The sequence below is a fragment of the Aromatoleum evansii genome (assembly GCF_012910805.1).
Classification (GTDB): Bacteria; Pseudomonadota; Gammaproteobacteria; order Burkholderiales; family Rhodocyclaceae; genus Aromatoleum; species Aromatoleum evansii.
Genome location: NZ_WTVK01000074.1, coordinates 1 through 21,066 on the forward strand (window position 1 = coordinate 1; position 21,066 = coordinate 21,066).

Genomic DNA, 21,066 nt, shown 5'->3' on the forward strand with positions numbered 1-21,066 from the left:
TGTTCCGGCCCCCAAACCCCGCCCCGAGGCTCCAAGGTAGCTTGCCTGAACCCCGAAGAAACACAAGCCGGGAACCCGCGAAAAATCAGGCTTTTTTCTCTCACAAACTATTGACGGTCAATAGTTTGACGGGTAGAATGTAGGCATTGGTTGAGTAGGAGTTTCAGCATGGCAGATCAAGGCGCTTTCGACTTTGGCCCGGATGTTCCTCGGAGCGGCGTGGCTCTGAAGCGGGACTTCCACGGGTTCGCTCAGTTCCGCGAGGATGAGCACAGCCCTTGGGTGTTCTACGTGTGCGGCTTCGACTCTACCGTGACCGGCGAGGCTGGCCAATGCACCGTGTTGCGGGCCGATGGCGGCCGCGAGTGCGTGCCCATCGACGCCGAAGATCGCATCACCATCGCCGGCCGAAAGTACGGCCGGAAGCACTGGAACCATTGAGGGCCTGCCATGCGTTTCCATCGCTTCGGCAAATACGAGTTCCGCGACACCGAGCGCAAGCGTGCCGCTTTCGCGCGCAAGCAGAAGGCCGAGCGCGAGGCCCTTCCTCTGTTCGCTGACCAAGTGGCGGCCGAGCAGATCGACGTGGACGAGGAAATGACGGCTCGCCGGCTGCAATGGGAGCGTCAGCAAGCCACTGACCGCAAGCGCCGAGCCGACAAGTGGCGCGAGGCACGGCGGCGCCTCAATGGCTACCAAGAGCCGGTGCGCGGGGCCTTGCTGGCGTACTGGCAGGGATGCAAGTGGCCTGCCGATCCGAGCTACTTCCTCTCCATGCTGCACATGTACGACACCGGCCGCCTCTCTCTCAACATCCCGAAGGCTTGAACTATGTCCCACATCTTGATCGACCACCTGACACAAGCCGCATCGTTTTACCGTGGCCAGCTCCGCGCCTCTCATCGTGCGGTTGCATACCTGAAGGCGCGCGGCCTGCGCGGCGACATCGCGGCCCGTTATGGCTTGGGCTATGCCCCGGCCGGCTTCCAGGCGCTGCGCGAGGCATTCCCGAACTACAACGACCGGGCCTTGGAGAAGGCCGGGCTGGTTGCGGTCAATGACGGCGGCCGCCGCTATGACCGCTTCCGCGACCGAATCATGTTCCCCATCCTCGATGACGCCGGCAGCGTGATCGGCTTCGGTGGCCGCGTGCTCGAAGGCGACGGGCCGAAGTATCTCAACTCACCGGAAACCGAAGTTTTCCAGAAGGGGCGCGTGCTGTTCGGTCTGACCCAGGCGGCCGAGGCCATTGCCGCGACCGGCACCGCCTATGTGGTGGAGGGATACCTGGATGTCGTCAGTCTGGCCCAACATGGTGTGCAGAACGCTGTGGCCACGCTGGGCACGGCTACAACAGGCCAGCATGTGGAGCGGCTGCTGGGCTTGGCCAAGCGCGTGATCTTCTGCTTTGACGGGGACGACGCCGGCAGACGGGCGGCTGCGCGCGCCCTGGACGTGTGCCTGCCTCATGTCACCGACGCGGCCGACGTGAGTTTCCTTTTCCTTCCGCGCGACCACGACCCGGACAGCTACGTGCGCGCCAAGGGTGGGGATGCCTTCAACGACTTGGCCTTGGAGGCTTCGAGCCTCGAAGGCTTCTTCTTGGCCAGCGCGATGCAGGGTTGCCAGTTGGAGTACGCCGAGGGCCGGGCGCGGCTGGTTGCCATGGCTGCGCCGCGTCTCCAGCAGATCAATGCACCGGCAATGCTGTGCCGGATTCTGACCGCCATTGCTGGGCCGTCCAAGTTTTCCGTGGGCGAGCTGATCGACTTATGCGGCTTGGAAAAAAACATGCTTTTAACTATTGACCGTCAATAGTTTTATGGTAGAATTCAACTCATCGGCAGCGGATGGACGGCCGATGAACCCCGGAAACAACTGTGAGCAGACAGTGGGGCGCTGAACCGATCTTTCGCACGCGAAAGGGACGATCCACCGAAGACCATCATCAACATGACTTAGGAGCTTTGACCATGCGTACTACCGTTTATGCCCGCCTCTTTGACCGACTGGCCGACCTGATCCCCAGCCTGCAATCCGCCCGCGCTGGTGCGGTTTTCTGCGCCCCTCCGCGAATCCCTGACGACATGGCCGTGTATTGCCACATTGCGGCCGCCGAGGGTGACATGCGCCTGATCGAGCTGGCCGACGACAACCAGAAGAAGGGCACGGTAATGCCTGCGCCGTGGCTCAAGCTGCGTGTGGATATGGCCAACAAGCTGGCCGAGGTGCTGGAGATGGAAGACACCTTCGGTTATCAGGTGATCTACACGGGCGGCAGTGCGGTGAATCCGCGCCGCGCCCAAATCAACATGTTCGCTATGAACTGGCTGCAAGTCATGGTGAATTTTGAGCTGTGCTTCCAGCCTGCCGACGTGTCGGTGGCGGCCTGATCGACAACCAGGGAAAGGACGAACGATCATGAAAACCATCGCTATCGCCAACCAGAAGGGCGGAGTCGGCAAGACCACTGTTGCCCGCAACCTGGCTTTCTTCGCCATCGAGCGCGGCTTGCGCGTCCTGTGCGTTGACCTCGATCCGCAAAAGAACTTCAGCAAGACCCTCCGGGCACTGCGCGAGCGTACCGTGGGCGACCAGGGCGACGAGCTGCAATCGCTGACGGGTAGCGCCTTGTTCGACGGAGAGGCCATCGAACTGCAACCGCTTCCGTGCGGGGAGTCCGCTGCGCTGGTGGCTGCTGACCGCGAGCTGGTGGACGTGGCCAGCCGCCCGCTGGAAGACCTGCACGCCCCGCGCGCTGCGCTTGCCAAGCTGGCCAAAGACTTCGACGTGTGCATCATCGACACGGCCCCGACGCTGGGGAATCCGCTGTATGCCGCGCTGATCGCCGCTGACTTCGTGGTGTGCCCCTGCACGATGGATCAAGACGCCATCGACGGCCTGGGCGACCTGTTTGAAGACATTGCGCGCGTGCAGCAACTGGAATGGAACGCCGACCTTGTGACGCTGGGCCTGCTGGCCAACCGCGTCAATACCCGCCGCGCCTTCGACCGCAACGCCCTGGAGCAATTGCGCGACGAGCTGGGCGAGGTGGTGATGGAAGGGGTGCTTTACGACCGCGCAGCCACGCAGTACGCCAAGGATCGGCCGGTGTGGCGCGTGCAAAGCGGCGAAAGCCAAATCCTGGCCGCCCGCGAAATGAAAGCGGTGTGCAACCAGATTTTCGACAAAGCCGCGATCTAAAAGGACAAGGACATGACCGCAACCACAACCAACAAAAAGCCCGGCCTCAACCTGGGCAAGCTGTCCGCCGTGGCTCAGATCGCCGTCAAGCCGGTGCAGCCGGCCGACGCCGAAATCGAACTGGCGCGCATCTACAGCGTCAAGCAGGTTCGCAAGACGTTCCGCAACCTGGAGGAACTGGCCGAGAGCTTCAAGCTGAACGGCATCATCGAGCCGCTGGTGGTGCATGAAGAAGCGGACGGCCGCTACCGCATCATCGTCGGGGAGCGCCGCTACCGCGCCGCGCCGCTGGCTGGGCTGGTCAAGGTGCCCGTCATCATCAAGAAGGGGTTGACCGAGCTGCAAATCCGCCGTTTGCAAGTCACGGAGAACAACGACCGCGACGACCTGACCGCCTACGAGGAAGCAATGGGCGTGATCGAAGACGTGGAGCTGTACGGCACCAAGGAAGCCATGACGATCTGGAACCGTGGCGAGGCATGGGTTAGCAAGCGCATGGCTGTGCGCCGCTATGCAGACCCGGTGCGCGAGCTGCTGGAGAACGATCTGTGCGGCGACTTCGAGGTGCTTCACTGCCTCAACCAGATTTACGACATCGAGGACACGCACACCGAGTTTTCGCGCCTCTCTCACCGCATGAACGAGGGCTTGCCCTTGTCGCGCGACGAAGCCCGCAACACGCTGGCCAGAATGAAGGCATGGAAGCAGCAGCAAGACGATCTGGCCCAGCGCCGCATCGAGCTGGACAACGCCAAGAAGGCCGGCGACAAGGCCCCGGAGAAGACGCCTGCATGGCTGGAAGAACAGCGCAAGCGGGATGCCGAGCGTGCGGCTGCTGGAGCTGATGCCGGCGACCAGGACGAGGACGGCGGCCAAGACCCCGCACCGGCCCCGGCCGTCGCCTCGGGACGCGGCCAGCAAGCCCTCCCGACGATGGAGCTGACCCCGGAGCAGAAGGCCGCCGCCGAGAAGGAGCGAGCCAACGAAAAGCTGCTGTCGCTGCGGGAAGAAACCTTCGAGTGGGGCGAAGCCAATCAGGCGCAGTTCTTCAGCATGAAAACCCACATGACCACGCTGGGCCACAACATGCACGAAACCGAGTGGGTGCTGTGGCAAGGGTTCCTGTCCATGACCTTGCCGATGCTGGAAGGCATCGGCCCGGAGCGGGCTGTCATGTACCTGAAGAAGCTCCAGGGCGAGCTGAAGGACAAGACGCCGGCGCAGTTGTGGGAAGAACTGCATCCCGACATCGAGGGCGCTGGCCGGAATGCCTCTCCCGACATGCCGGAAGGCTGGCGTTTCTGACCTCTCCATGAGGGCGGCCGCTGGCCGCCTCTCTTTCAACTTTCGCGCGCGAAACCGCGCTGATGCACCGGACGGCCCCAATGAGACTGAAACGCCTTACCCCGCAAGCCTTTGACCGCGCTGCCGCCGACACCCGCATGGGCGACCAAGCCCGTGAAATGGCGCGCGCCGTGTTGGTGGATGGACGCGCCCAAGTGGACGTGGCCACCGAGTACGGTATGAGCAAGCAACGTGTCAGCGGAGCCGTGGCCACTATCGAGCGGGCATACAAGAAAACTACGACGCCGGGCGTGAGTTCCATTCGCGTGGAGCTGGATCTTCCTGAAACCTTGGCCTTGGAGCTGGCCGCCTTGGCCGAGGCAATGAAAGGGTGCGACGACGCGGCCAGATGCGCCGAGGCGCTGGATAAGGCCACGAACGCCGTGCGCAAGGCCGCCAAGTTATTGGTGGCCGCGCCATGACCTACGCGATCAACCAAGACGAGGCGCAGGGTGCTCCCTTGCGCCTTTGTCGTTTATAAACGATAATATGGACATGTTCACCGTTCGGCACTACATCACCGAGGACGAGCACGACCCGTTTCAAGAGTGGCTGAAGAAGCTGCGCGACCCGATTGCAAAAGGCCAGGTGGTCAGGCGCGTGGGCCGCATTGAGGCGGGGAACTTTGGCGATCACAAGCCCTGCCGCGAAGGTGTGTGGGAGCTGCGAATCGACCAAGGCCCCGGCTACCGCGTCTATTACGCGATGGCGGGCGCGGTGGTAGTTCTACTGCTATGCGGCGGTGACAAAGGCACCCAGGACGCCGACATCGAGCGCGCGATTGGGTTTTGGAAAGACTGGCAACGGAGGTCAGCATGAAGGATCGAAGCCACGACGAAGCAATGGCCGAACTGTTCAAGGAAGACCCGGCTTTTGCGGCCGAGTACCTAAACCAGCTTCTCCTGGATGGAGAACCGGCCGATCTACTGGTGGCGCTGCGCCAGATGGCTCAAGCGCGCGGTGGCGTGCGCGCTATCGCCAAAGAAACCGAGCTGAATGCCAACCAGCTCTACCGCACGCTGTCGCCCCAGGGCAACCCGGAGCTGCGCAGCCTGTCTGCCGTGCTCAAGGCGCTGGGCCTGCGCTTGGCGGTGCAGCCAGTCGGCCAGCACCATGCCACGGCATGAATCGGAACGCACAAAAGAAAATGCCCGGCGAGCAGGCCGGGCACTTCAAAGACCATCATCAACCCCTAACGGATCAACCCGCTTGGCAGCAAGAGACACATAAGGAGCAATGAATGTCCCATCATAACACAGACAGCGAAAGCGCAACACTTTTTCCACTTGGGCGAGGCGATGAGCCGGCAAGTGGGAACATCCTGGCCAGCGCCGTGCAACCTGACCTGTTTGTGGTGCTTGAGGCGATCCATGATTGGCCCGTTAAAGATGATGTGTCCTCAATGGAGTACCCCATCTTCTCCCTGTCAAAGAACCGCGACACGCGCATCCGCGTCTATTCGCGTGCAGGCCGGAGCATTCGCATCATCCCGTCCGCTGTGGGCGCGGCTACAGTCTTCGACAAAGACATCCTGATCTACTGCATCAGCCAGATCGTGCGAGGGCACGATGCTGGCATCAAGGTTTCGCGCCGTGTCCGCGTGGACGTGTACCCGTTTCTGCTGGGAACGCGCCGCAGCACCGGAGGCGCGGCCTACGAGCGCGTGGTGGACATGTGCCGGCGCTTGAAGGGCACCACCATTGAAACGAACGTCAAGACGAACGAGAAGGAACAGCTCGAAGGCTTCGGCTTGATCGAAGACTACCGCGTGACGACCTGGACGAAGAACGGCAAGGGCGCGCTGGAGTTGGAACTGACAATTTCTGAATGGCTCTACCGGGCCGCAATGGACTTCGACATCCTCACGCTACACCCAGACTACTTCAGCCTTGGCCAAGCCCTGGAACGCCGCTTGTACGAGCTGGCCCGCAAGCACTGCGGCGATAAGGCATGGTGGGAAATCAGCTTGCCGTTGCTGCTGGAGAAAACGGGCAGCTCGCAGACCTTGCGCCGCTTCAAGCAGGAGATCAAGGAAATCGTGGAGCGCGACCCATTGCCCGACTACCGGATGTTCCTCGACGAGTCCGTGAAGCCCAACAAACTGGTCATCATGACCCGCGATAACGCCAAACTGGTATGCGAGGCCAACAAGGCCGGCAAGCTGTCCTGGGTGTCCTACTTCTTGCAAAAAAAGCTGACCTGACGCCCATGCAGAGGCTCGCCGCACTGCCCCAGCTTGACCACCGGCAGAGCCTCAACCGCCCATCGTGGCCCCCTGGCCAGCGCCGGCCCGGACTCGTCTATCGGCGTACATTTCGCCTTCTTGCCAAACTGCGCGAATTCGTCTATCGCGGTACGGTTTACTCGTCTATCACCGCACACCCCTGTGCGACAAAACTACCGAAAAACCCGCGTCAGCATTGGATTTTTAGCCCGGAAGCATCCGAAAACGCCTTTTTTGCTGCCACGCTGAAAGCATCCGATACTGCCAAAAACACTCGTCTATCGGCGTACATTTGGCTACTTATCCACAGAAAAACCGGCCGTTTCGTCTATCGACGTACAAACACTCGTCTATCGCGGTACGTTTTTCTCGTCTATCGGCGTACAGCTTTCTCGTCTATCGGCGTACATGCCACTTAGAAAAAGTCTTACGCGACAAGGACTTACGACAGCTTATCCACAGCGTAACACGCGCGCGCGTTTTAACGCCTTCTTATTTAACGTTTTAACGCCGCCGAAGGGGGGTGCCCCCCCTTCTCGAACCCTCCCGGCCGGCTTCGCCGTCCTCCCATCCCCCCAGGGGCTTTGCCCCTCGGCCTTCGGCCTCACCCCAAGTCGTGCGCGCCCTTGGCGCGAGTGCTTACAAAGCCCGGCTGCGCCGGGCGGGGGTGCTCCACCGCCCTGCAACCACGGTCTAAGCGGCTCAGGCCGTCCGCAAGCGGCCGTCCTGACCTGCCCCGCAAGCGGGGCACCCTACGGGCGCTAAGACACCGGATAAATCACGCCCGCCGCGTCCTACGGCCGCGCCGGCCGCTCAACCGGGCGCGCTGCGCGCCGTGGAAGACCGTCCCTGCTACACAACCGTCAAAAAGTCTTCAAAAGGGAGGGGCGAAGCCTTCCGCGATGGGCATGACGGCTTAAAAGGGCTGAAATGGCCGCGCAGGAGGCCCGCTACGGCGTTTTCTGACCATTGGCCAGCCCTGACCCCTCGGACACCCGGAAAAATCGCTTGTAGCGCGTTCTGTGCGGTCGATTTTTTTGCTGAACAGCTCATGCGAACCGCTGGCCAGCCACTGCCCTACGGCGGCCGCCTCGATGCGAGCCGGATGCCTGCCGGCGAAAGTGAACACGATAGACGAATCACTGCCCGCGAAGGCTCTGTTTCCGGGGCTTGGCGGTCGAATTCGAGTGCCAGCACGCATGAAATCGGCCTGATCCTGGCTAACTTGCCCATTTTTCCCGGCCTGGAGCCATTCGAGGCTCGGGCCGACGCGCCCGATTCGTCTATCGGGGGCTTTTCCAGAAGGACGGCCGCCGAGGTGGCCACCGACCTGCTTCCACCACCAGCTCGACGCCGGCACGCCGAAGGCAAGGGCGACGGCGGCCGATCCCGACCGGCACTTCGCCTGTTGCGTTTGTTGTTGTTTGCTGTAAAATACAACATACAACAACAAACAACACAATCAACCGAAAGGAGCCTGTCATGGCAAGCGAAGCGATCATCACGGAAGAACTGATCTGTAAAGCCGCCGAACAACTGGCGGCAGAGGGGATGCGCCCGACGAACGAGACGGTGCGCGAACTGCTGGCGAAGTGGACGAGCACGAAGGGCGGCAGCTACGCCACCATCGGCCCGGTGCTGCGCGCCTGGAAGGCCCGCCGCAAGGCTGCCGAGTCGGCCGAGCCGGTACGCGAGGCCGCGCCCCAGGTTGTGCTCGACAAGGTGCAGGGCTGGGCTTCGGACATGTGGGGCGTGGCCCTAGAGCTTGCCAATGGCCGCTTGGCCTCCGAGCGTGAATCCCTGGAGCGGGTGCGTCAGGAACTCGAAGCCGAGACAGCGGAGGCGCTGGCCCTGGCCGAGAAGCGAGAGGACGAGCGCGATGAAGCACGCCGGCAAGCCGCCGAGCTGACCGACCAACTCGCCAGCCTTCAAGTCGACGTGGCTGCGCAAACCGAACGGGCTGCGGCTGGTGAAGCACGGGCGGCAGAGCTGGAGAAGCGGGCCAATGAGGTGCATGACGACCTGAAGGCCGAGCGTGCGCGGCGTGATGAAGCGGAGGCTGCGCGCCGGACGGTGGAAGCCGAGCTTTCCACCCAGCGCGCGGACGTGGCCCGACTCTCCCAGCAAGCGGCAGACTTGGAGCGCGAGCTGGCCCAAGTTCGCGGTGAACTTGCGCGAGTGCAGGATCAAGGAGCGGCCGAGCTGGCGGCGGCGCGGAAAGAGCACGCCGAAGGGGCGGCTGCTCAACGTGCCCAGCATGATGCCGAGGTGGGGCGACTGAAAGATGCTCACCAGCAGGCATTGCACGACCAGAAGCAGCGCAGCGTGGAGGTCATCGGCAAGCTGGAGACTTCCAAGCAGCGCATGGAGGCCGAGCTGGACGAGGCGCGCAAAGAGGCACGCGATGCGGCCGCCCAACTTGGCCGGGTGACAGGGGAACTCGACGCGCTGCGCAGTCAAGTCGCCAGTCAAGAGGCGACCATCCGGGGCTTCACCGCAAAGAAGGCTGACAAGACATGATCGGCTCCGCGTGGCTGCATCTGGCCAGCTTCGCGGTCATGCTGGTGGCGACCCGCACCGTTCGGCGCTGGACGTGGCTGTACGCCCTGTCCGCGCTGCCTGGCACGCTGGCCCATGAGGCTATGCACTGGATGGCCGGCTGGCTGTTTGGTGCGCGCCCGGTTTCCATGTCGATCCTGCCGCGCCGGATGCCTGACGGGGAGCTGCTGCTGGGGCGCGTGCTGTTCATGCGCCTGCGCTGGTGGAATGCGGTTCCCGTGGCCCTCGCGCCGTTCCTTCTCATCCCGTTGAGCGCCGGCCTGCTGTGGCATTCCGCTGGCTGGCCCGCTCTGGCGTGGCCCAGCCTTGGCCTGAAGCTCCTGGCGGTGCAATGCCTGCTGGCGACGTGGCCGAGTGGCCGCGATTGGTGGCACGCCCTGGGCGGTGCAGCCGTGGCCGGGGCGCTGACGCTCGCTGGCCTCTACCTCTACAACCGTTTTGGCTTCGCCCTGCGGTGACTTTCGCGCGCGAAAGTCCGCGCTTGCGTGTTATTTGCTTTCACAATGAAAGCAAATAAACGCCAATATCTATTGACGGTCAATAGTTTGACGGGTAGAATATAGGCATTGCTTCAGTGATGAGGCGATGCCCCGGCAGGGGTGACGGTGAGCAGACCAGACCCCAGCCGCTTAGACCATCTTCAACCCTTCCGCATAAGGAAAACGACCATGCAGACCGCCCACGTCGCCCAGGCCAACACCACCGCCCAAGCCACGGATTACCCGCAATGGGTGATCGTTGAGAACGCCGGCACCGATGCCGAAGACGTGTGGAGCGACCACCACACTTTCAAGGCGGCGCTGAAGGAGCTGGAGAGCTGCGGCGGGACGGATAACGGCTTCGACCTGATGAAGCGCCTCCCCGATGGCACCCTGACCACGGAATTCTGACCCATGCGCTGCATCGACCTCTTTGCGGGGGCCGGTGGCTTCACCGAGGGCGCGCGCCTTGCCGGCGCGCGCGTCGTGTGGGCCGCAAACCATTGGCCGCTCGCTGTTCAGTAGGGGTCTCCTCGTTTTCAGTGCAATAAGTGACGGTACGAAAAGCTAGCACTGGCGCGGAGGTGGTGTTGGTAGATCGTTGATTTCATTGACTTTCCTGTTCACTTTCAAATCTGCGATTCGTGGCGTCAAACCGTGGTCGGTTTGGGGTTTGAGGTGCAGTGGAACGTAAAACCGGGTTAAGGCCGGGTTAAGGCCGGGTTCGCGGCCTACTCGTCGCTCGCCGGATTGCGCAATGGCCGTAACTCGCCCTTGGCCACCGCGTCCGGTACCGAGAACGAATACCGGCCTAGCATGTTGATGTGCTCATGCAATAGCGGCGAGAGCCTCGCCACATCCTCATCGCGGACCTCGAAGCCATCCGCGCGCAGCTGGTTCAATGCGGCCTCCATGTAGCTTGTGTTCCATAGCACGATCATGTTGAGTACCAAACCAAGCGCGCCGAGTTGGTCTTCCTGCCCTTCACGGTAGTGCTGCCGCAGCTCGCCTCGCTTGCCATGGAAAACAGCGCGGGCAACGCTATGCCGCCCTTCGCCACGGTTGAGCTGGGTTAGCGTGTCACGGCGCTTCGCTTCGTCATCGATGTAGGTTAGCGTGTGCAGAGTCTTGTCGATCCGGCCGAACTCGGCGATAGCCTGCGCCAGCCGGGTCGGGCGCAGCCAAGACCGAACGCGCGCATTACACCGGCTTCTGGCTGCCTGAGCCCCTGCTCACCGATGGCCCGGATTCGCCCGAGCACCTGCTGGAACTGGCTGGCGACATCTCCCTGGCCTTTCTCGCGGTGCTGGAAAAACTGACGCCGGACGAACGCGCCGCATTTTTATTGCGGGAAGTGTTTGATGCCGATTACCCCGACATCGCACAAACACTGGGAAAAACCCAGGCTGCCTGCCGCCAGCTGGTGAGCCGCGCCAAAAGCCAGGTTCGCGCCGAGAAAACCCGTTTCAGCGTCAGCCGCGAGGAACACCTGCAATTGCTCGAGCGTTTTGCCGCGGCGGCACGGGGCGGCGACATGGCTGCGCTGAAAGCCTTGTTCAGCGACGACGCGGCCCTGATCAGCGATGGCGGCGGCGTGGTGCCGTCCTTTGGCAAGATAGTGCGCGGTGCCCAGCGGCTGGCGCAGCTTTACTACGCCGTGGCACGCCGCCACGGCGATGCCATACGGATCGAGATTGCCGGTATCAACGGCACGCCCGGCCTGTTGCGTTTTGTGAATGGGCAGCTGGAATCAGTACAGGCGATTTATTTCGAGAACGGCCTGGTCACCGAGATCCGCACACAACGCAATCCACACAAGCTGGCACGAGTCCTGTCACAAATGACCTGAGCGTCGCGTCTTGCAGGTGAAGGTTCAAATTCCTGAATCTTCATCTACAAGGAGTTTTCATGAACACGACTGCACGCCTGCCCCACCGAGAGCTGGCTCCTGAAGCCCTACGCGCCATGGTCGCCGTGACCACCGCCGTGGGCAAATCCACATTGGGCAAACCCCTGCTGGACCTGGTTTACCTGCGCGTTTCGCAAGTCAACGGCTGCGCCTATTGCCTGGACCTGCATGCGCGCGACCTGCTCGCGGACGGGGAAACCTTTCAGCGCATCAACAGCCTGCTCACCTGGCGCGAAGTGGCTTTTTTCACCGCACGCGAGCGCGCCGCACTCAACTGGGCGGAAAGCCTGACCTTGCTGACCCAGACCCAGGCGCCTGATGCCGACTACGAGCCGCTGGCCGCCCATTTCAGCGAGCGCGAAGTGGCCGAGCTGACATTTGCCATCGCGCAGATGAATGCATGGAATCGCCTGGGCGTCGGCATGAAGCTGCCCGTCCAGGCCCTGCCGCTCAAGGCGCAAGCCTGATCGCGTGATGCCGCGGCCGGCGGCGTTTACGTTTTTACCGTACGCCGCTGCACCCGGCCATCCATGGCCCCGGAGAGGGTGACCTGCCCCTTGGCGTGGCGCTGGTTGTTGCAGGCTTCATGGCTGATGGCCAGGTTTTCAGCGTGGCTGTTGCCGCCTTCGCTTAAAGGCTGGATATGTTCCAGCGTCGCAGCCTCGGGCAGCACATGTTCACCGCAAACCCAGCAGGGCACGATGCCATGCATCTGGCGGGCCACCGTCCTGTAGATCTTGTCGCGGGTGTGGGAGAGTTTGCTCATGGATAAACTGGATCAAAAATACGAAAAGCGCGCCCTGCCGCACGCACCGTCTAGCGCTCCCGCAGCGCACGCTGGAGCATGTCGACGCTGACCGTACGCATGCGCGCGGCAAAGGTTTTCATGCTTTCAATGAACAATTCTGTAGCGGGTGAGAGCGTTCGCCCCTCCAGTTTGTAAACGCCAATCGACAGTCTCGCAGACAGTTCCACAGGCAGGATGCGCAGACTGGAAGGCATGTTGCCGAACTGCAGCATCGACCCGTAGAGTACCGTAAGGAAGCGGTTCGTCGAAAGCAATTCATGGCGAACCAGCACGGACATGCTGGTGACAATGGACTCCGGCATCGCTGCCCCCTGACGCTCGAAAGCAGCGCGTAGCTGTCCGCTGACAGGCGTCTGCGGCATCGGCAGCACCCAGCGCTGGTCCGCCAGATCGGCCAGTGTGATGCGGCGTCGCCGGGCCAGCGGATGGTCGGCCCCCGCGACCACATACAGCGGGTCGTCAAACAGCCGTTCAAAGGACAACTCACCATCCGGGCGAACCGGCGGCTCGCGGCCAATGCCGATATCAATCAAACGGTTCCTGACCTCCATGGCCAGCCTCTCGGACTCCAGTTCAAGCAGCTTGTAGCGGATGCCCGGTCGCTCGCTTCCCATGCTGGCGACCGCATGCGACAAAAATCCGCCGCACATCGTGGGCGTGCCCCCCATGCGAATCTCGCCACCAGTTGAATCCGTGAGGACCTTGAGTTCTTCAACCCCGCGGCGCATCTCGTCAAACACCGCAAGCGCCCGGCGGATGAAGACGCTGCCGTGCGGCGTTGGCTCGACGCCACGGTTGGTGCGGTCGAACAAACGCACGCCCAGCGTCTCTTCAAGGTCGGCCAGGGCTTTCGATAGCGCGGGCTGGCTCAGGCCCACCTCCTGCGCCGCCTTCAGGATGCTGCCGGAATGGGCAATGGCGGCCAGCAGCCGGAGTTCCCGCAGCGTGACCCGCCGGACGATGGCATCGACAGACTTCATGCGCACTCCTTGTTGAAACCGTACAGTTATATCCGATGGATAAAAAACGATACACAACAGATACCCACGATGCTACCGTCCAGGCTGTCATCCAACAAAGATTCAACCAGGAGATTCAAATGAAGAAGCCACTTGCGTTACTGGCCATGGTTCTCGGCGCCATGCTGCAACCGGCGCCGGCACAAGAGATGCCGTCCGCCCAGGTGAAGCAGGGCGCCATACCCCACGAGCCCCTGCTCAGGCGCGTCTTGCCCAATACGGCCAACCAGGAAGTGATGGTCTTCGAGGCGGAATATGCACCCGGCGGGATCAACCCCCGGCACTTTCACCCGGCGGCGATCACCTTCCATATCCTGTCCGGCACGGGGATCTTTCAGGAGGACGGCAAGCCGCCCGTCACGCTGCGCGCCGGGGAGAGCCTGTTCGTTCCGACCGGAACCATCCATTCGCACTGGAACCCGAGTACCACGGAGAATCTGCGCTTTGTGGAGTTCATCGTGGCCGAGAAGGACAAGGGACGCTCCATTCCGCGACCATTGAAGAAGTGAGGCGCTGTGAAACGCGCAAGGCTGGTTCAGCTCGCCGCAGCCCGCCCCAGGCGGTCTCGCACGCCGTCCCATTCCGCCGTCCCGGGCGGGTGCTCAATCCAGATCAGCTTGACGCCCTGGGCGTCAAAATCGCGCAACGGATAGGAAATTCAACCGCATGAGGCCAAGTATGGCACGAGTTTTGGGCCTCGAAACACGTTCGGCCAAGGAAGGTTGAGCGCTCGCTTGCCGCTCAATGGCAAGAGCTTGGGAGGCAGTATGCATTTGGGCCTGGCGCGCGCGCAGCTGCTTCCCCGCAGCGATGGATACCGCCGCTTCACTGGGTCACCAATTGACGCGCTGGTCTACCTCGTCGGGTTGAGCTGCCAGATCCCAATCCGGCTCGCCTTGCGCACCATCATCCACCGGCGCGTCGCAGCCCTCCCACAGCGGTGGCCCGCGTGCCGGGGTGATGTGCGGGGGGGCAGACTCCACCCCGATGTGGTTCAGGATGTGGCGGATTTCGGCGCTGTGGGTGATGAAGGCAATGATGCGCATCTGCCCACCGCACATGGGGCACAGCAGCGGAAATGCCTCGTAGATGCGGGCAATCAGCACCGCCCACAAGTAATGCGCCGCTCGCTTCGGGCGTGCTTCAGGTTCGGGTGTGGGTGTGGCCGCGTTGCCCGGCGCCGCCACCCCAGGTACGCCCGCGCCAGGTTGTGCAGTCTCCACCGTGGCTGGTTGCGACGCAGCAGGCTGAGCCAGCGCCGTTACCGCCGCTCTCAGCGGCGAGTTTGGTGCCAGCACACCAAAGTAGCGGTGCCGGTGGGTGCGTGGCGGTGGCACCAGCGCGGCGATGCGGTCGATCAGTTCCAGCGGTGTGAGGTGCAGCTCATCTGCCTTGGCACCACGCTTGTCACTGGTGGGCTCGCTGCGCTGTTTGGCACAGCGGTACACCAGTTTGCTTCCCTCTTTGCGTAGGCGCTCCATGGAAAACGGTGGACGCGCGCAATAGCGCAGCAGCCGCTCCAGCGCAGCGCGGTCGTGGGCTTCGATGCAGACACCGGCGTCCACCGAGAAGCCGCTGTGTTTGTAGCCCAGCATGTCTTTGGCGTCACAGTTCTCCAGCAGGCCCCGAGCAACGAAGGCGCGCAGGATGCGTTTTTGCAGTGTGGTCTGCACTGGGGCCACGGTAGCCGCATCGATGCCGGTGGCCGCGTGAAAGATGACACCCGGCGATGAGATTCGAGGGGTCGCATCAGCATCGCCCTCGCCCTCCACTTCCTCAAACACCCCGTCCACCACACAAACGTGGAAGTGGACGTGTTCATTGAGGCTGGAGCCGAATCGGTGAATGAAGGCGATGGCACCGATGTGCAGGCCTGCCTTGTCCATATGGGCCGCACCGGGGCTGTGGGTCTGCAGAGTTTGTGCGATCACCCGCAGAAAGATGCGCAGCACCATGCTCAGCACCGCTCCGTCGCGTTGCATGAAGTAGGGGTCTCCTCGTTTTCAGTGCAATAAGTGACGGTACGAAAAGCTAGCACTGGCGCGGAGGTGGTGTTGGTAGATCGTTGATTTCATTGACTTTCCTGTTCACTTTCAAATCTGCGATTCGTGGCGTCAAACCGTGGTCGGTTTCATCCATTGGTGCCAGTTATCGATGCATTTGGCCGCGAAGGCAGGATTTGGTCAGCATAGCGGTCAACCGGGAAGCGAAACACACCCCGCAAGTTGATGCTCTCCAGCTTGGTGGGCGCAATCTTCCCGATCAGTTCCGGTGGAATGACCTGGCGGCGGTTCGACCAGCGATCCAGGACCGCCTGCATCTGTGAGGTATTCCACGCCATCACGATGTTGGCCATCAGGCTCAACGCATCGGCCACAGCCTGCATTTCATCGACACGTTTGGCCTGCGCCGGGCTGATCCGGCCGGTATAAATGGCGCGCTTGAGGGCGTTAACAGCCTCGCCCCGATTGAGCACCCGGCGCAACTCGTTCCTGAAAGCGTCCTTGACAAAGTAGTCAGCCAAAAACGCCGTACGCAGCAACCGCCCCAATTGCACGCCAGCCTCATAGATTGGATCGCCCTGGGCGGCAGAACCGAACCGCGCAAGAGCTGCCACCGCACTGGCATGTCCGCTCATGACCGAGGCTGCCAGGTGCACCAGACTATCCCAATGCTTTTCGATCAAAGCGACGTCGACATTGGCTTCGCACACCGCAGCGATTTCTGCGGGCACTTTGGTGCCGCGTGGCACAAAGAGGTGGCGCTGTTTGAGTTCCTTCAACCGCGGGCAAAGATCAAAACCAAGCAAACGGGCATGTGACATGGCAAAGTCGGTGTAGCCATGGGTATCCACAGCAAGCTGGCTGGTCTCCAGCTTTTCTTGGCGGATGACACCTTCAATGGCCACGCCCGCCTGGCGCTCATTGAGCACAAAGGGCTGCGCATGGAAGATGCCCCACCGGTCTTTTACATGGGAGTAGATTCCAATGGAAGGTGTGTTGCGCCGAGGATCAAGCCGGGCTTGCCACACCCGTTTGGTGGTCTCCATGCTCATCATGTCAGAAGATGCCAAATCGGACCGCCCCCAGGTGGCGGCAATCGGGTGTCGCTGCATGAATTCCAGCACAGCCTGGCAGGCCTGGCTCAGACGCCGTTCGTCCCGCGCCCAGCGCATGGCCTGGCGAATGCTGGTGGCAGACAATTGCGGAATCATGCGCGCGCATTCGACCGCAGTCAGACTGGTGCCGTGGGCCATGATGCCGGCATAGACCATCAGCAGCTCGTCGGTAGAGCGCGGCTCACGTCCGAGCATGATCCAGCTAAAGCGCACCTGGGCGTCAACGGCCAGAATCACTTCCGGCAATTGAACCTCACCGATGCGGTGATCCAAAGCCGCGCGCAGCTTGGTCACTTCTGGGTCTTCGTCCTCTGCGGGCAATGGCGACAAATGGAGTTCATCATCCACGCGCAGTACGCCACTGCGGGCTGCAGCGGCCACCGCATCGACACCGGCAGTTACTCTGGCCAGCAAAGGCTTCAAGAAAGTGGCAGCCTTGCTGGGTAACGATAGACGGGCATAGTGTTTCTTGGACTCTGCCTGCCAACGCTCGTCCGTGAAGAACAAGCGCGCACGACCCCGAAAGCTCAGGCTGTGCTCAATCCAGACCGAGCCATTGCGCACCGCGCGGCGCAGGGCAAACAGGGTGGCCACCTCCAACGCCTGAAACGCCCGTTCCCGGTCTGGGCTGGAGATCGAAACCTGCCAGATCATTCCCAGACTTGGTGCCACCACTTCAACTGGCAGCTTTCTGGATCCTTTGAGATATAAAGCTTGCAGCTTGGCAAGGTACTCGATGGCAGGATGCTCGCCGGTGGCCTGCCAGGGCAGCTTTGCAATGGCGACGAGCAACGACCGCACGGGGCGAATTCCATCAATCAATCCCTCGCGGACCAGGGAGGCCCTGCTCGGTGGTTTGCGTTTCTGGGTTTCGGTGATCAAGGCTTCAAGACGGGCACGCAACTCAGCATCTGGCACCGCACCTTGCGCGCTCAAGGCAACAAGTTCGCCGAGCAGCGTTTTGTACATTGCGGCCCAATTGACGGTAGCGGGGACATCGGCGGCAGCCTGACGCCACAGATCGGCGATCCGGCGCTGCACCATAAGGATCAACTGGTCTGTGGTGGTGAACAGGCAATACCGAAGAAAGCATGCGACCTCCACGGTGCGCGCTGGCTCTTTGATCTTGGCTCCGGCTGAGGGCGGCCTGGAGACAAGTCGGCGCGCGTAGCGGCGCAAGATGAGATCGGGGATGTCTGCCAGGTGCTTATGAACGTCCAGCGTGTAAAGCAGGTCGATGCGCTCCAGTACCTCGCTGATTTGGCGGGTTGAGTGTTTCGCCGGTGCAGCCCATAGCCAACTCTGCTGGGTTTGTCCATCTGGGCGCAGCTCTGAAACTGAGGCTCGCCAGCGATCAAGTGTTGCTGGATCAACGCTGGCGGCGATGGCGGTGCCTGTTTCAACTTCAAGCTGGGCAAGTGCCGCCGCAATCAGTGTCCGAATTGCCCGCTCGTGCACGATCACCAGCTTGTTCTTGTACAGCCATTGACGCGCCCGCACGAGTAGCTGATCGCGGTCGGCGCAGCGCGCCACTTCGTCGCGCAGTTCACGTACCAGTGAGCGGCGCTGGTGCTCGCTCATCCACTGGAATCCAAGGACCGTGCAGGCTACTTGTTGGTGATCGAATAGCGTGCGCCCGCGTTCATACATGGCTCTCAGCGAGGCGACTTCTGGTGCTGCAATGCCAAGCTCGTTGCCAAGGTGGCGCCACAAGGCTACTGGAATTACCCGAAAGGCACCGAGCAAACGCCCACTCATGCGCAGGAAACCAATATGGAGCGCCAGACCAAGCTTGTGGGAATCACCTCGGCGTGCATTGATTGCGTCGCGCTCGGCACCATCGAAGGTGAAAAATGCCTTCATCTCGAAGTCGCTGATATCGCGGGGGAGCCCACGCATCCCCAAAAACGTTGTGTGCCAACCCTGCATCGTGAACCTCAAAAGTGGGAGGCCACCATACCCGTTTACAAAGCGAACAGGAAAGTCAATGAAATCAACGGTCTACCCAGACCACCCCCGCGCCAGTGCTAGCTTTGCGTACCGTCACTTATTGCACTGAAAACGAGGAGACCCCTCAGTACCACCAGACCAACCACCCGGACACTTGGCACGAGTGCCAAGACCTTCAGCAAGCCGACTGGCGCGCGGTGCCCGCGCATGATGTTGTGCTGGCTTCGCCAGCCTGCCAAGGGCATTCGAGGGCAAGAGGCCGCGAACGGCCGCACCATGACGCGCTGCGCAGCACGGCTTGGGCCGTGGTGGCTTGCGCGGAATATCACCGCAGCCCGGTGATCCTGGTCGAGAACGTGCCGGACTTCGAGAAGTGGGTGCTTTATCCGGCTTGGCGCGATGCGCTGCGCCGGCTGGGCTACGCCGTTTCGCCGCATCTGGTCGATGCGGCCGATCATGGCGTGCCGCAGAACCGGCAACGCCTGTTCCTGGTCTGCACACGCTCGCGGCGGCCGCTGCGTTTGAGCCTGCCGCGCCGCGAGCACCGACCCATTGCCGACGTGATCCAGTGGGATGCCCACCCGTGGAGTCCGATCGCCACGCCCAGGCGCAGCGAAAAGACGCTGCGCCAGATCGCGGCGGGCCGTGCTGCGCACGGCGACCGCTTCTTGATCCCGTACTACTCCAGCGGGAGCGGCCTCACTGGCCGCAGCATCCACCGGCCTGTCGGCACCATCACGACCCGCGACCGCTGGGCCGTGATCGAGGGCGACCGGATGCGAATGCTTGCCGTGCCCGAGGCACGGGACGCTATGAGCTTTCCGCCGTCCTACGTCCTCCCCAACGTCCACCGCGATGCCATGCACCTGCTGGGCAATGCCGTCTGCCCCGTGGTGGCCGCTGACTTCCTCAACGAGCTGCGCCTTGCGGCTTGATCGAACTTCCTGGAGCTACCCCATGAAACCCTCTCGCTTCCTTCCTGTGATCCTCGCCGGCCTCGCCTTGAGCTGGGCCGGCTCCGCTTCCGCCTACAAGCCCGGCGTGCTGCGCGAGCTGGCCGATGCCATCGAGACAGCCGCGCCCGTATCCGTGCCTGCGGCCGGCTCCATCGAGGTGGGCTTTTCTCCCAAAGGCGGGGCCGAGGCCCTGGTGCTTCGCGTCATCGACTCCGCGAAGACAGACATCAAGGCACTGTCCTACAGCTTCACCAGCCCGCGCGTGGTGGCCGCGCTGCTGCGCGCGGCCAAGCGCGGGGTGGCCGTTTCCCTGGTGGCCGACTACAAGAACAACGTCACCGACGACCGGAGCGGAAAGGGCCGGGCGGCCCTTTCGGCGCTGGCTGAAGCTGGCTGCGACGTGCGCGTAATTTCCGCTTACCCGATCCACCATGACAAGGTGCTGATCGTGGATCGCCAGACTGTCGAGCTGGGGAGCTTCAACTACTCCGACGCGGCCGCGCGCGTGAATTCGGAGAATGTCCTGGTGAACTGGAATAATCCGGCGCTGGCCAAGGCATATCTGGCCCATTTTGATCGCAACTGGCGGCAATCCGAGCCTTTCCGTGCCCGGTATTAACAGGAACTCGGAGAACATCATGACCGTCGATTTTTTCCTCATTGACGCCCCGCACGCCGTCCCCCAGGAATTCCAGGCTTGGGAGGACGCGAAAGCGCATCATCGCGCTGTTTTTCTGCGCTGCGTGGATGCCGAAGATGGCAGCGCCGAACAATCCCGCCTCGATGCGGAAGGCCGGGCCGCGAAGGGCGAGGCTGACCGCTTGGAGCAGGCCGCGCGAACGGCTTGGTTGCGGGCGAAGCGGCAGTCCGTGGAAATCCACCTCAACGATGACACGCGCGAAACCCGGCATTGCTTTACCGAGCAGCCGTTGCGAATCCACGCTGGTTTCACGCATGAGGATGCGGCCGCTGGCTGGCGTCAAGTCCTGTCCTTTTCTGCCAGTCCGACCCTTGACGCCGACACCTTGGCCCGGATCGAGCGGGCGAAATCGGATGCCGTCTCGCAACTGGAGTCCTATTGGGCCGAGCTGGCCGACGCCACCGATATTCAGCGCGTGATCTACCAGGGCGTGCATTACACCTGGAATGTGCTTGGCGAGGGAATCGGCTTCGGCGGGCAGGCATTCCGTGTTGAGTGGCTGACCGCTGATCGAGAGCCGACCGAGTGCAATTTGTTCGCGCAGGGCCGCATCCCGGTTTGGATGCGTGACAAGCTACCCGACAACGCCCGTACCATTGAAGACTTGGGCTACCGGATTAACCCGTTTCCGGCTGTGGATGACAGCTTGGATGACGACCCGCCGTATTAACCCCTGGGCGTCTCCCCTGCGGGGCCGGGCTTTCGTGCTGCGCATCGAGCCGCCTGCGGCGTCTCGCCCCTTCGGGCGTCAATCCCTGACGCCTCCGCGCCGTGCCGGCGCTGCGCGCTCCGCTTG

At 62.2% G+C, this 21,066-nt stretch carries 25 protein-coding genes and 2 pseudogenes; 21 read left to right on the forward strand and 6 right to left on the reverse strand.

Going from position 1 to position 21,066, the window contains the following annotated elements; all coding sequences use genetic code 11:
• The first annotated feature begins 168 nt into the window (after window positions 1–168).
• The 15 genes from GO615_RS24345 (at window position 169) to GO615_RS24415 (ending at window position 10,335) form a co-directional block, all read left to right on the forward strand.
• A complete protein-coding gene (locus GO615_RS24345) occupies window positions 169–441 on the forward strand; it encodes a hypothetical protein (RefSeq protein WP_009242148.1) in 273 nt (90 codons plus the stop codon).
• A 9-nt stretch (window positions 442–450) separates the two neighbouring features.
• Window positions 451–828 (forward strand): hypothetical protein, encoded by a 378-nt coding sequence (locus tag GO615_RS24350; RefSeq protein ID WP_009242147.1) that lies wholly within the window; start codon window positions 451–453, stop codon window positions 826–828.
• Between the two features lie 3 nt (window positions 829–831).
• Complete coding sequence (locus tag GO615_RS24355) at window positions 832–1,818, forward strand: DNA primase (protein WP_013723324.1); 987 nt, start codon at window positions 832–834, stop codon at window positions 1,816–1,818.
• Between the two features lie 155 nt (window positions 1,819–1,973).
• On the forward strand, window positions 1,974–2,393 hold the full coding sequence (locus tag GO615_RS24360; RefSeq protein WP_009242145.1) for a hypothetical protein: 420 nt from the start codon (window positions 1,974–1,976) through the stop codon (window positions 2,391–2,393).
• A gap of 28 nt (window positions 2,394–2,421) precedes the next feature.
• Window positions 2,422–3,204: a ParA family protein gene (locus GO615_RS24365; protein WP_009242144.1), complete on the forward strand. Its 783-nt coding sequence runs from the start codon at window positions 2,422–2,424 to the stop codon at window positions 3,202–3,204.
• A 12-nt stretch (window positions 3,205–3,216) separates the two neighbouring features.
• Complete coding sequence (locus tag GO615_RS24370; RefSeq protein WP_013723325.1) at window positions 3,217–4,509, forward strand: ParB/RepB/Spo0J family partition protein; 1,293 nt, start codon at window positions 3,217–3,219, stop codon at window positions 4,507–4,509.
• 80 nt (window positions 4,510–4,589) lie between these two features.
• Window positions 4,590–4,970 (forward strand): TrfB-related DNA-binding protein, encoded by a 381-nt coding sequence (locus tag GO615_RS24375; RefSeq protein ID WP_004637276.1) that lies wholly within the window; start codon window positions 4,590–4,592, stop codon window positions 4,968–4,970.
• A gap of 67 nt (window positions 4,971–5,037) precedes the next feature.
• Entirely contained in the window at window positions 5,038–5,367 is a 330-nt protein-coding gene (locus GO615_RS24380) for a type II toxin-antitoxin system RelE/ParE family toxin (RefSeq protein ID WP_009277737.1), read from the forward strand.
• Window positions 5,364–5,675, forward strand: a complete 312-nt coding sequence (locus GO615_RS24385; protein WP_004637272.1) for an addiction module antidote protein — start codon at window positions 5,364–5,366, stop codon at window positions 5,673–5,675. The genes GO615_RS24380 and GO615_RS24385 overlap by 4 nt, the downstream gene beginning before the upstream one ends.
• A gap of 113 nt (window positions 5,676–5,788) precedes the next feature.
• Window positions 5,789–6,751: a replication initiator protein A gene (locus GO615_RS24390; protein WP_013723326.1), complete on the forward strand. Its 963-nt coding sequence runs from the start codon at window positions 5,789–5,791 to the stop codon at window positions 6,749–6,751.
• Between the two features lie 856 nt (window positions 6,752–7,607).
• On the forward strand, window positions 7,608–8,288 hold the full coding sequence (locus GO615_RS24395; protein WP_148262999.1) for a hypothetical protein: 681 nt from the start codon (window positions 7,608–7,610) through the stop codon (window positions 8,286–8,288).
• A complete protein-coding gene (locus GO615_RS24400) occupies window positions 8,255–9,292 on the forward strand; it encodes a DNA-binding protein (RefSeq protein WP_004637284.1) in 1,038 nt (345 codons plus the stop codon). Before GO615_RS24395 ends, GO615_RS24400 begins: the two co-directional genes overlap by 34 nt.
• Entirely contained in the window at window positions 9,289–9,789 is a 501-nt protein-coding gene (locus tag GO615_RS24405; RefSeq protein WP_013723327.1) for a hypothetical protein, read from the forward strand. Before GO615_RS24400 ends, GO615_RS24405 begins: the two co-directional genes overlap by 4 nt.
• Window positions 9,790–9,999: 210 nt before the next feature.
• The gene (locus tag GO615_RS24410) at window positions 10,000–10,221 is read left to right on the forward strand and encodes a hypothetical protein (protein ID WP_004637279.1); all 222 of its coding nucleotides are present in this window, start codon (window positions 10,000–10,002) and stop codon (window positions 10,219–10,221) included.
• A gap of 3 nt (window positions 10,222–10,224) precedes the next feature.
• Window positions 10,225–10,335, forward strand: a complete 111-nt coding sequence (locus tag GO615_RS24415) for a DNA cytosine methyltransferase (RefSeq protein ID WP_246262442.1) — start codon at window positions 10,225–10,227, stop codon at window positions 10,333–10,335.
• Between the two features lie 206 nt (window positions 10,336–10,541).
• Here the strand turns inward: GO615_RS24415 and GO615_RS24420 are convergent.
• A pseudogene (locus GO615_RS24420) lies at window positions 10,542–10,988 on the reverse strand (Tn3 family transposase); the annotation flags it as partial.
• A 110-nt stretch (window positions 10,989–11,098) separates the two neighbouring features.
• On the opposite strand from GO615_RS24420, the gene GO615_RS24425 reads away from it, so the two are divergent.
• Together GO615_RS24425 and GO615_RS24430 are read left to right on the forward strand one after the other, a co-directional pair.
• Entirely contained in the window at window positions 11,099–11,659 is a 561-nt protein-coding gene (locus GO615_RS24425; protein ID WP_281358751.1) for a sigma factor-like helix-turn-helix DNA-binding protein, read from the forward strand.
• Window positions 11,660–11,718: 59 nt separating this feature from the next.
• The gene (locus GO615_RS24430; protein ID WP_169132474.1) at window positions 11,719–12,186 is read left to right on the forward strand and encodes a carboxymuconolactone decarboxylase family protein; all 468 of its coding nucleotides are present in this window, start codon (window positions 11,719–11,721) and stop codon (window positions 12,184–12,186) included.
• Between the two features lie 26 nt (window positions 12,187–12,212).
• On the opposite strand, the gene GO615_RS24435 is transcribed toward GO615_RS24430, so the two are convergent.
• Both GO615_RS24435 and GO615_RS24440 read right to left on the reverse strand, forming a co-directional pair.
• Window positions 12,213–12,485, reverse strand: coding sequence for an HNH endonuclease (locus GO615_RS24435; protein WP_169132475.1), 273 nt, complete (start codon window positions 12,483–12,485; stop codon window positions 12,213–12,215).
• Between the two features lie 50 nt (window positions 12,486–12,535).
• On the reverse strand, window positions 12,536–13,507 hold the full coding sequence (locus GO615_RS24440; protein ID WP_169132476.1) for a LysR family transcriptional regulator: 972 nt from the start codon (window positions 13,505–13,507) through the stop codon (window positions 12,536–12,538).
• 119 nt (window positions 13,508–13,626) lie between these two features.
• On the opposite strand from GO615_RS24440, the gene GO615_RS24445 reads away from it, so the two are divergent.
• Complete coding sequence (locus GO615_RS24445; protein ID WP_169132477.1) at window positions 13,627–14,055, forward strand: cupin domain-containing protein; 429 nt, start codon at window positions 13,627–13,629, stop codon at window positions 14,053–14,055.
• Between the two features lie 26 nt (window positions 14,056–14,081).
• Here GO615_RS24445 and GO615_RS29555 read toward each other — a convergent pair whose 3' ends face one another.
• The 3 genes and pseudogenes from GO615_RS29555 to GO615_RS24460 all read right to left on the reverse strand — a co-directional run bounded on the left by GO615_RS29555 (window position 14,082) and on the right by GO615_RS24460 (window position 18,593).
• On the reverse strand, window positions 14,082–14,192 hold the full coding sequence (locus GO615_RS29555) for a Sua5 family C-terminal domain-containing protein (RefSeq protein ID WP_211167342.1): 111 nt from the start codon (window positions 14,190–14,192) through the stop codon (window positions 14,082–14,084).
• A gap of 187 nt (window positions 14,193–14,379) precedes the next feature.
• A pseudogene (locus tag GO615_RS24455) lies at window positions 14,380–15,534 on the reverse strand (IS91-like element ISCR8/ISPps1 family transposase); the annotation flags it as partial.
• 143 nt (window positions 15,535–15,677) lie between these two features.
• A complete protein-coding gene (locus GO615_RS24460; protein ID WP_044402914.1) occupies window positions 15,678–18,593 on the reverse strand; it encodes a Tn3-like element IS1071 family transposase in 2,916 nt (971 codons plus the stop codon).
• A gap of 104 nt (window positions 18,594–18,697) precedes the next feature.
• Here GO615_RS24460 and GO615_RS24465 point away from each other — a divergent pair, with 104 nt between their 5' ends.
• From GO615_RS24465 to GO615_RS24475, 3 genes are read left to right on the forward strand one after another with little or no spacing between them, the layout of a single operon-like run.
• On the forward strand, window positions 18,698–19,549 hold the full coding sequence (locus tag GO615_RS24465; protein WP_246262443.1) for a DNA cytosine methyltransferase: 852 nt from the start codon (window positions 18,698–18,700) through the stop codon (window positions 19,547–19,549).
• A 22-nt stretch (window positions 19,550–19,571) separates the two neighbouring features.
• Window positions 19,572–20,189 carry a phospholipase D family nuclease gene (locus GO615_RS24470; RefSeq protein ID WP_013723328.1) on the forward strand — a complete coding sequence of 206 codons (618 nt, stop codon included), beginning with the start codon at window positions 19,572–19,574 and terminating at the stop codon, window positions 20,187–20,189.
• Window positions 20,190–20,208: 19 nt separating this feature from the next.
• A complete protein-coding gene (locus GO615_RS24475; RefSeq protein ID WP_169132478.1) occupies window positions 20,209–20,940 on the forward strand; it encodes a hypothetical protein in 732 nt (243 codons plus the stop codon).
• The last annotated feature ends 126 nt before the right edge of the window (window positions 20,941–21,066 follow it).

Coding starts and splice junctions, on each gene's coding strand:
- GO615_RS24345 (WP_009242148.1), top strand. CDS start 169: ATGGCAGATCAAGGCGCTTTCGACTTTGGCCCGGATGTTCCTCGGAGC.
- GO615_RS24350 (WP_009242147.1), top strand. CDS start 451: ATGCGTTTCCATCGCTTCGGCAAATACGAGTTCCGCGACACCGAGCGC.
- GO615_RS24355 (WP_013723324.1), top strand. CDS start 832: ATGTCCCACATCTTGATCGACCACCTGACACAAGCCGCATCGTTTTAC.
- GO615_RS24360 (WP_009242145.1), top strand. CDS start 1,974: ATGCGTACTACCGTTTATGCCCGCCTCTTTGACCGACTGGCCGACCTG.
- GO615_RS24365 (WP_009242144.1), top strand. CDS start 2,422: ATGAAAACCATCGCTATCGCCAACCAGAAGGGCGGAGTCGGCAAGACC.
- GO615_RS24370 (WP_013723325.1), top strand. CDS start 3,217: ATGACCGCAACCACAACCAACAAAAAGCCCGGCCTCAACCTGGGCAAG.
- GO615_RS24375 (WP_004637276.1), top strand. CDS start 4,590: ATGAGACTGAAACGCCTTACCCCGCAAGCCTTTGACCGCGCTGCCGCC.
- GO615_RS24380 (WP_009277737.1), top strand. CDS start 5,038: ATGGACATGTTCACCGTTCGGCACTACATCACCGAGGACGAGCACGAC.
- GO615_RS24385 (WP_004637272.1), top strand. CDS start 5,364: ATGAAGGATCGAAGCCACGACGAAGCAATGGCCGAACTGTTCAAGGAA.
- GO615_RS24390 (WP_013723326.1), top strand. CDS start 5,789: ATGTCCCATCATAACACAGACAGCGAAAGCGCAACACTTTTTCCACTT.
- GO615_RS24400 (WP_004637284.1), top strand. CDS start 8,255: ATGGCAAGCGAAGCGATCATCACGGAAGAACTGATCTGTAAAGCCGCC.
- GO615_RS24405 (WP_013723327.1), top strand. CDS start 9,289: ATGATCGGCTCCGCGTGGCTGCATCTGGCCAGCTTCGCGGTCATGCTG.
- GO615_RS24410 (WP_004637279.1), top strand. CDS start 10,000: ATGCAGACCGCCCACGTCGCCCAGGCCAACACCACCGCCCAAGCCACG.
- GO615_RS24415 (WP_246262442.1), top strand. CDS start 10,225: ATGCGCTGCATCGACCTCTTTGCGGGGGCCGGTGGCTTCACCGAGGGC.
- GO615_RS24430 (WP_169132474.1), top strand. CDS start 11,719: ATGAACACGACTGCACGCCTGCCCCACCGAGAGCTGGCTCCTGAAGCC.
- GO615_RS24435 (WP_169132475.1), bottom strand. CDS start 12,485: ATGAGCAAACTCTCCCACACCCGCGACAAGATCTACAGGACGGTGGCC.
- GO615_RS24440 (WP_169132476.1), bottom strand. CDS start 13,507: ATGAAGTCTGTCGATGCCATCGTCCGGCGGGTCACGCTGCGGGAACTC.
- GO615_RS24445 (WP_169132477.1), top strand. CDS start 13,627: ATGAAGAAGCCACTTGCGTTACTGGCCATGGTTCTCGGCGCCATGCTG.
- GO615_RS24460 (WP_044402914.1), bottom strand. CDS start 18,593: ATGCAGGGTTGGCACACAACGTTTTTGGGGATGCGTGGGCTCCCCCGC.
- GO615_RS24470 (WP_013723328.1), top strand. CDS start 19,572: ATGAAACCCTCTCGCTTCCTTCCTGTGATCCTCGCCGGCCTCGCCTTG.
- GO615_RS24475 (WP_169132478.1), top strand. CDS start 20,209: ATGACCGTCGATTTTTTCCTCATTGACGCCCCGCACGCCGTCCCCCAG.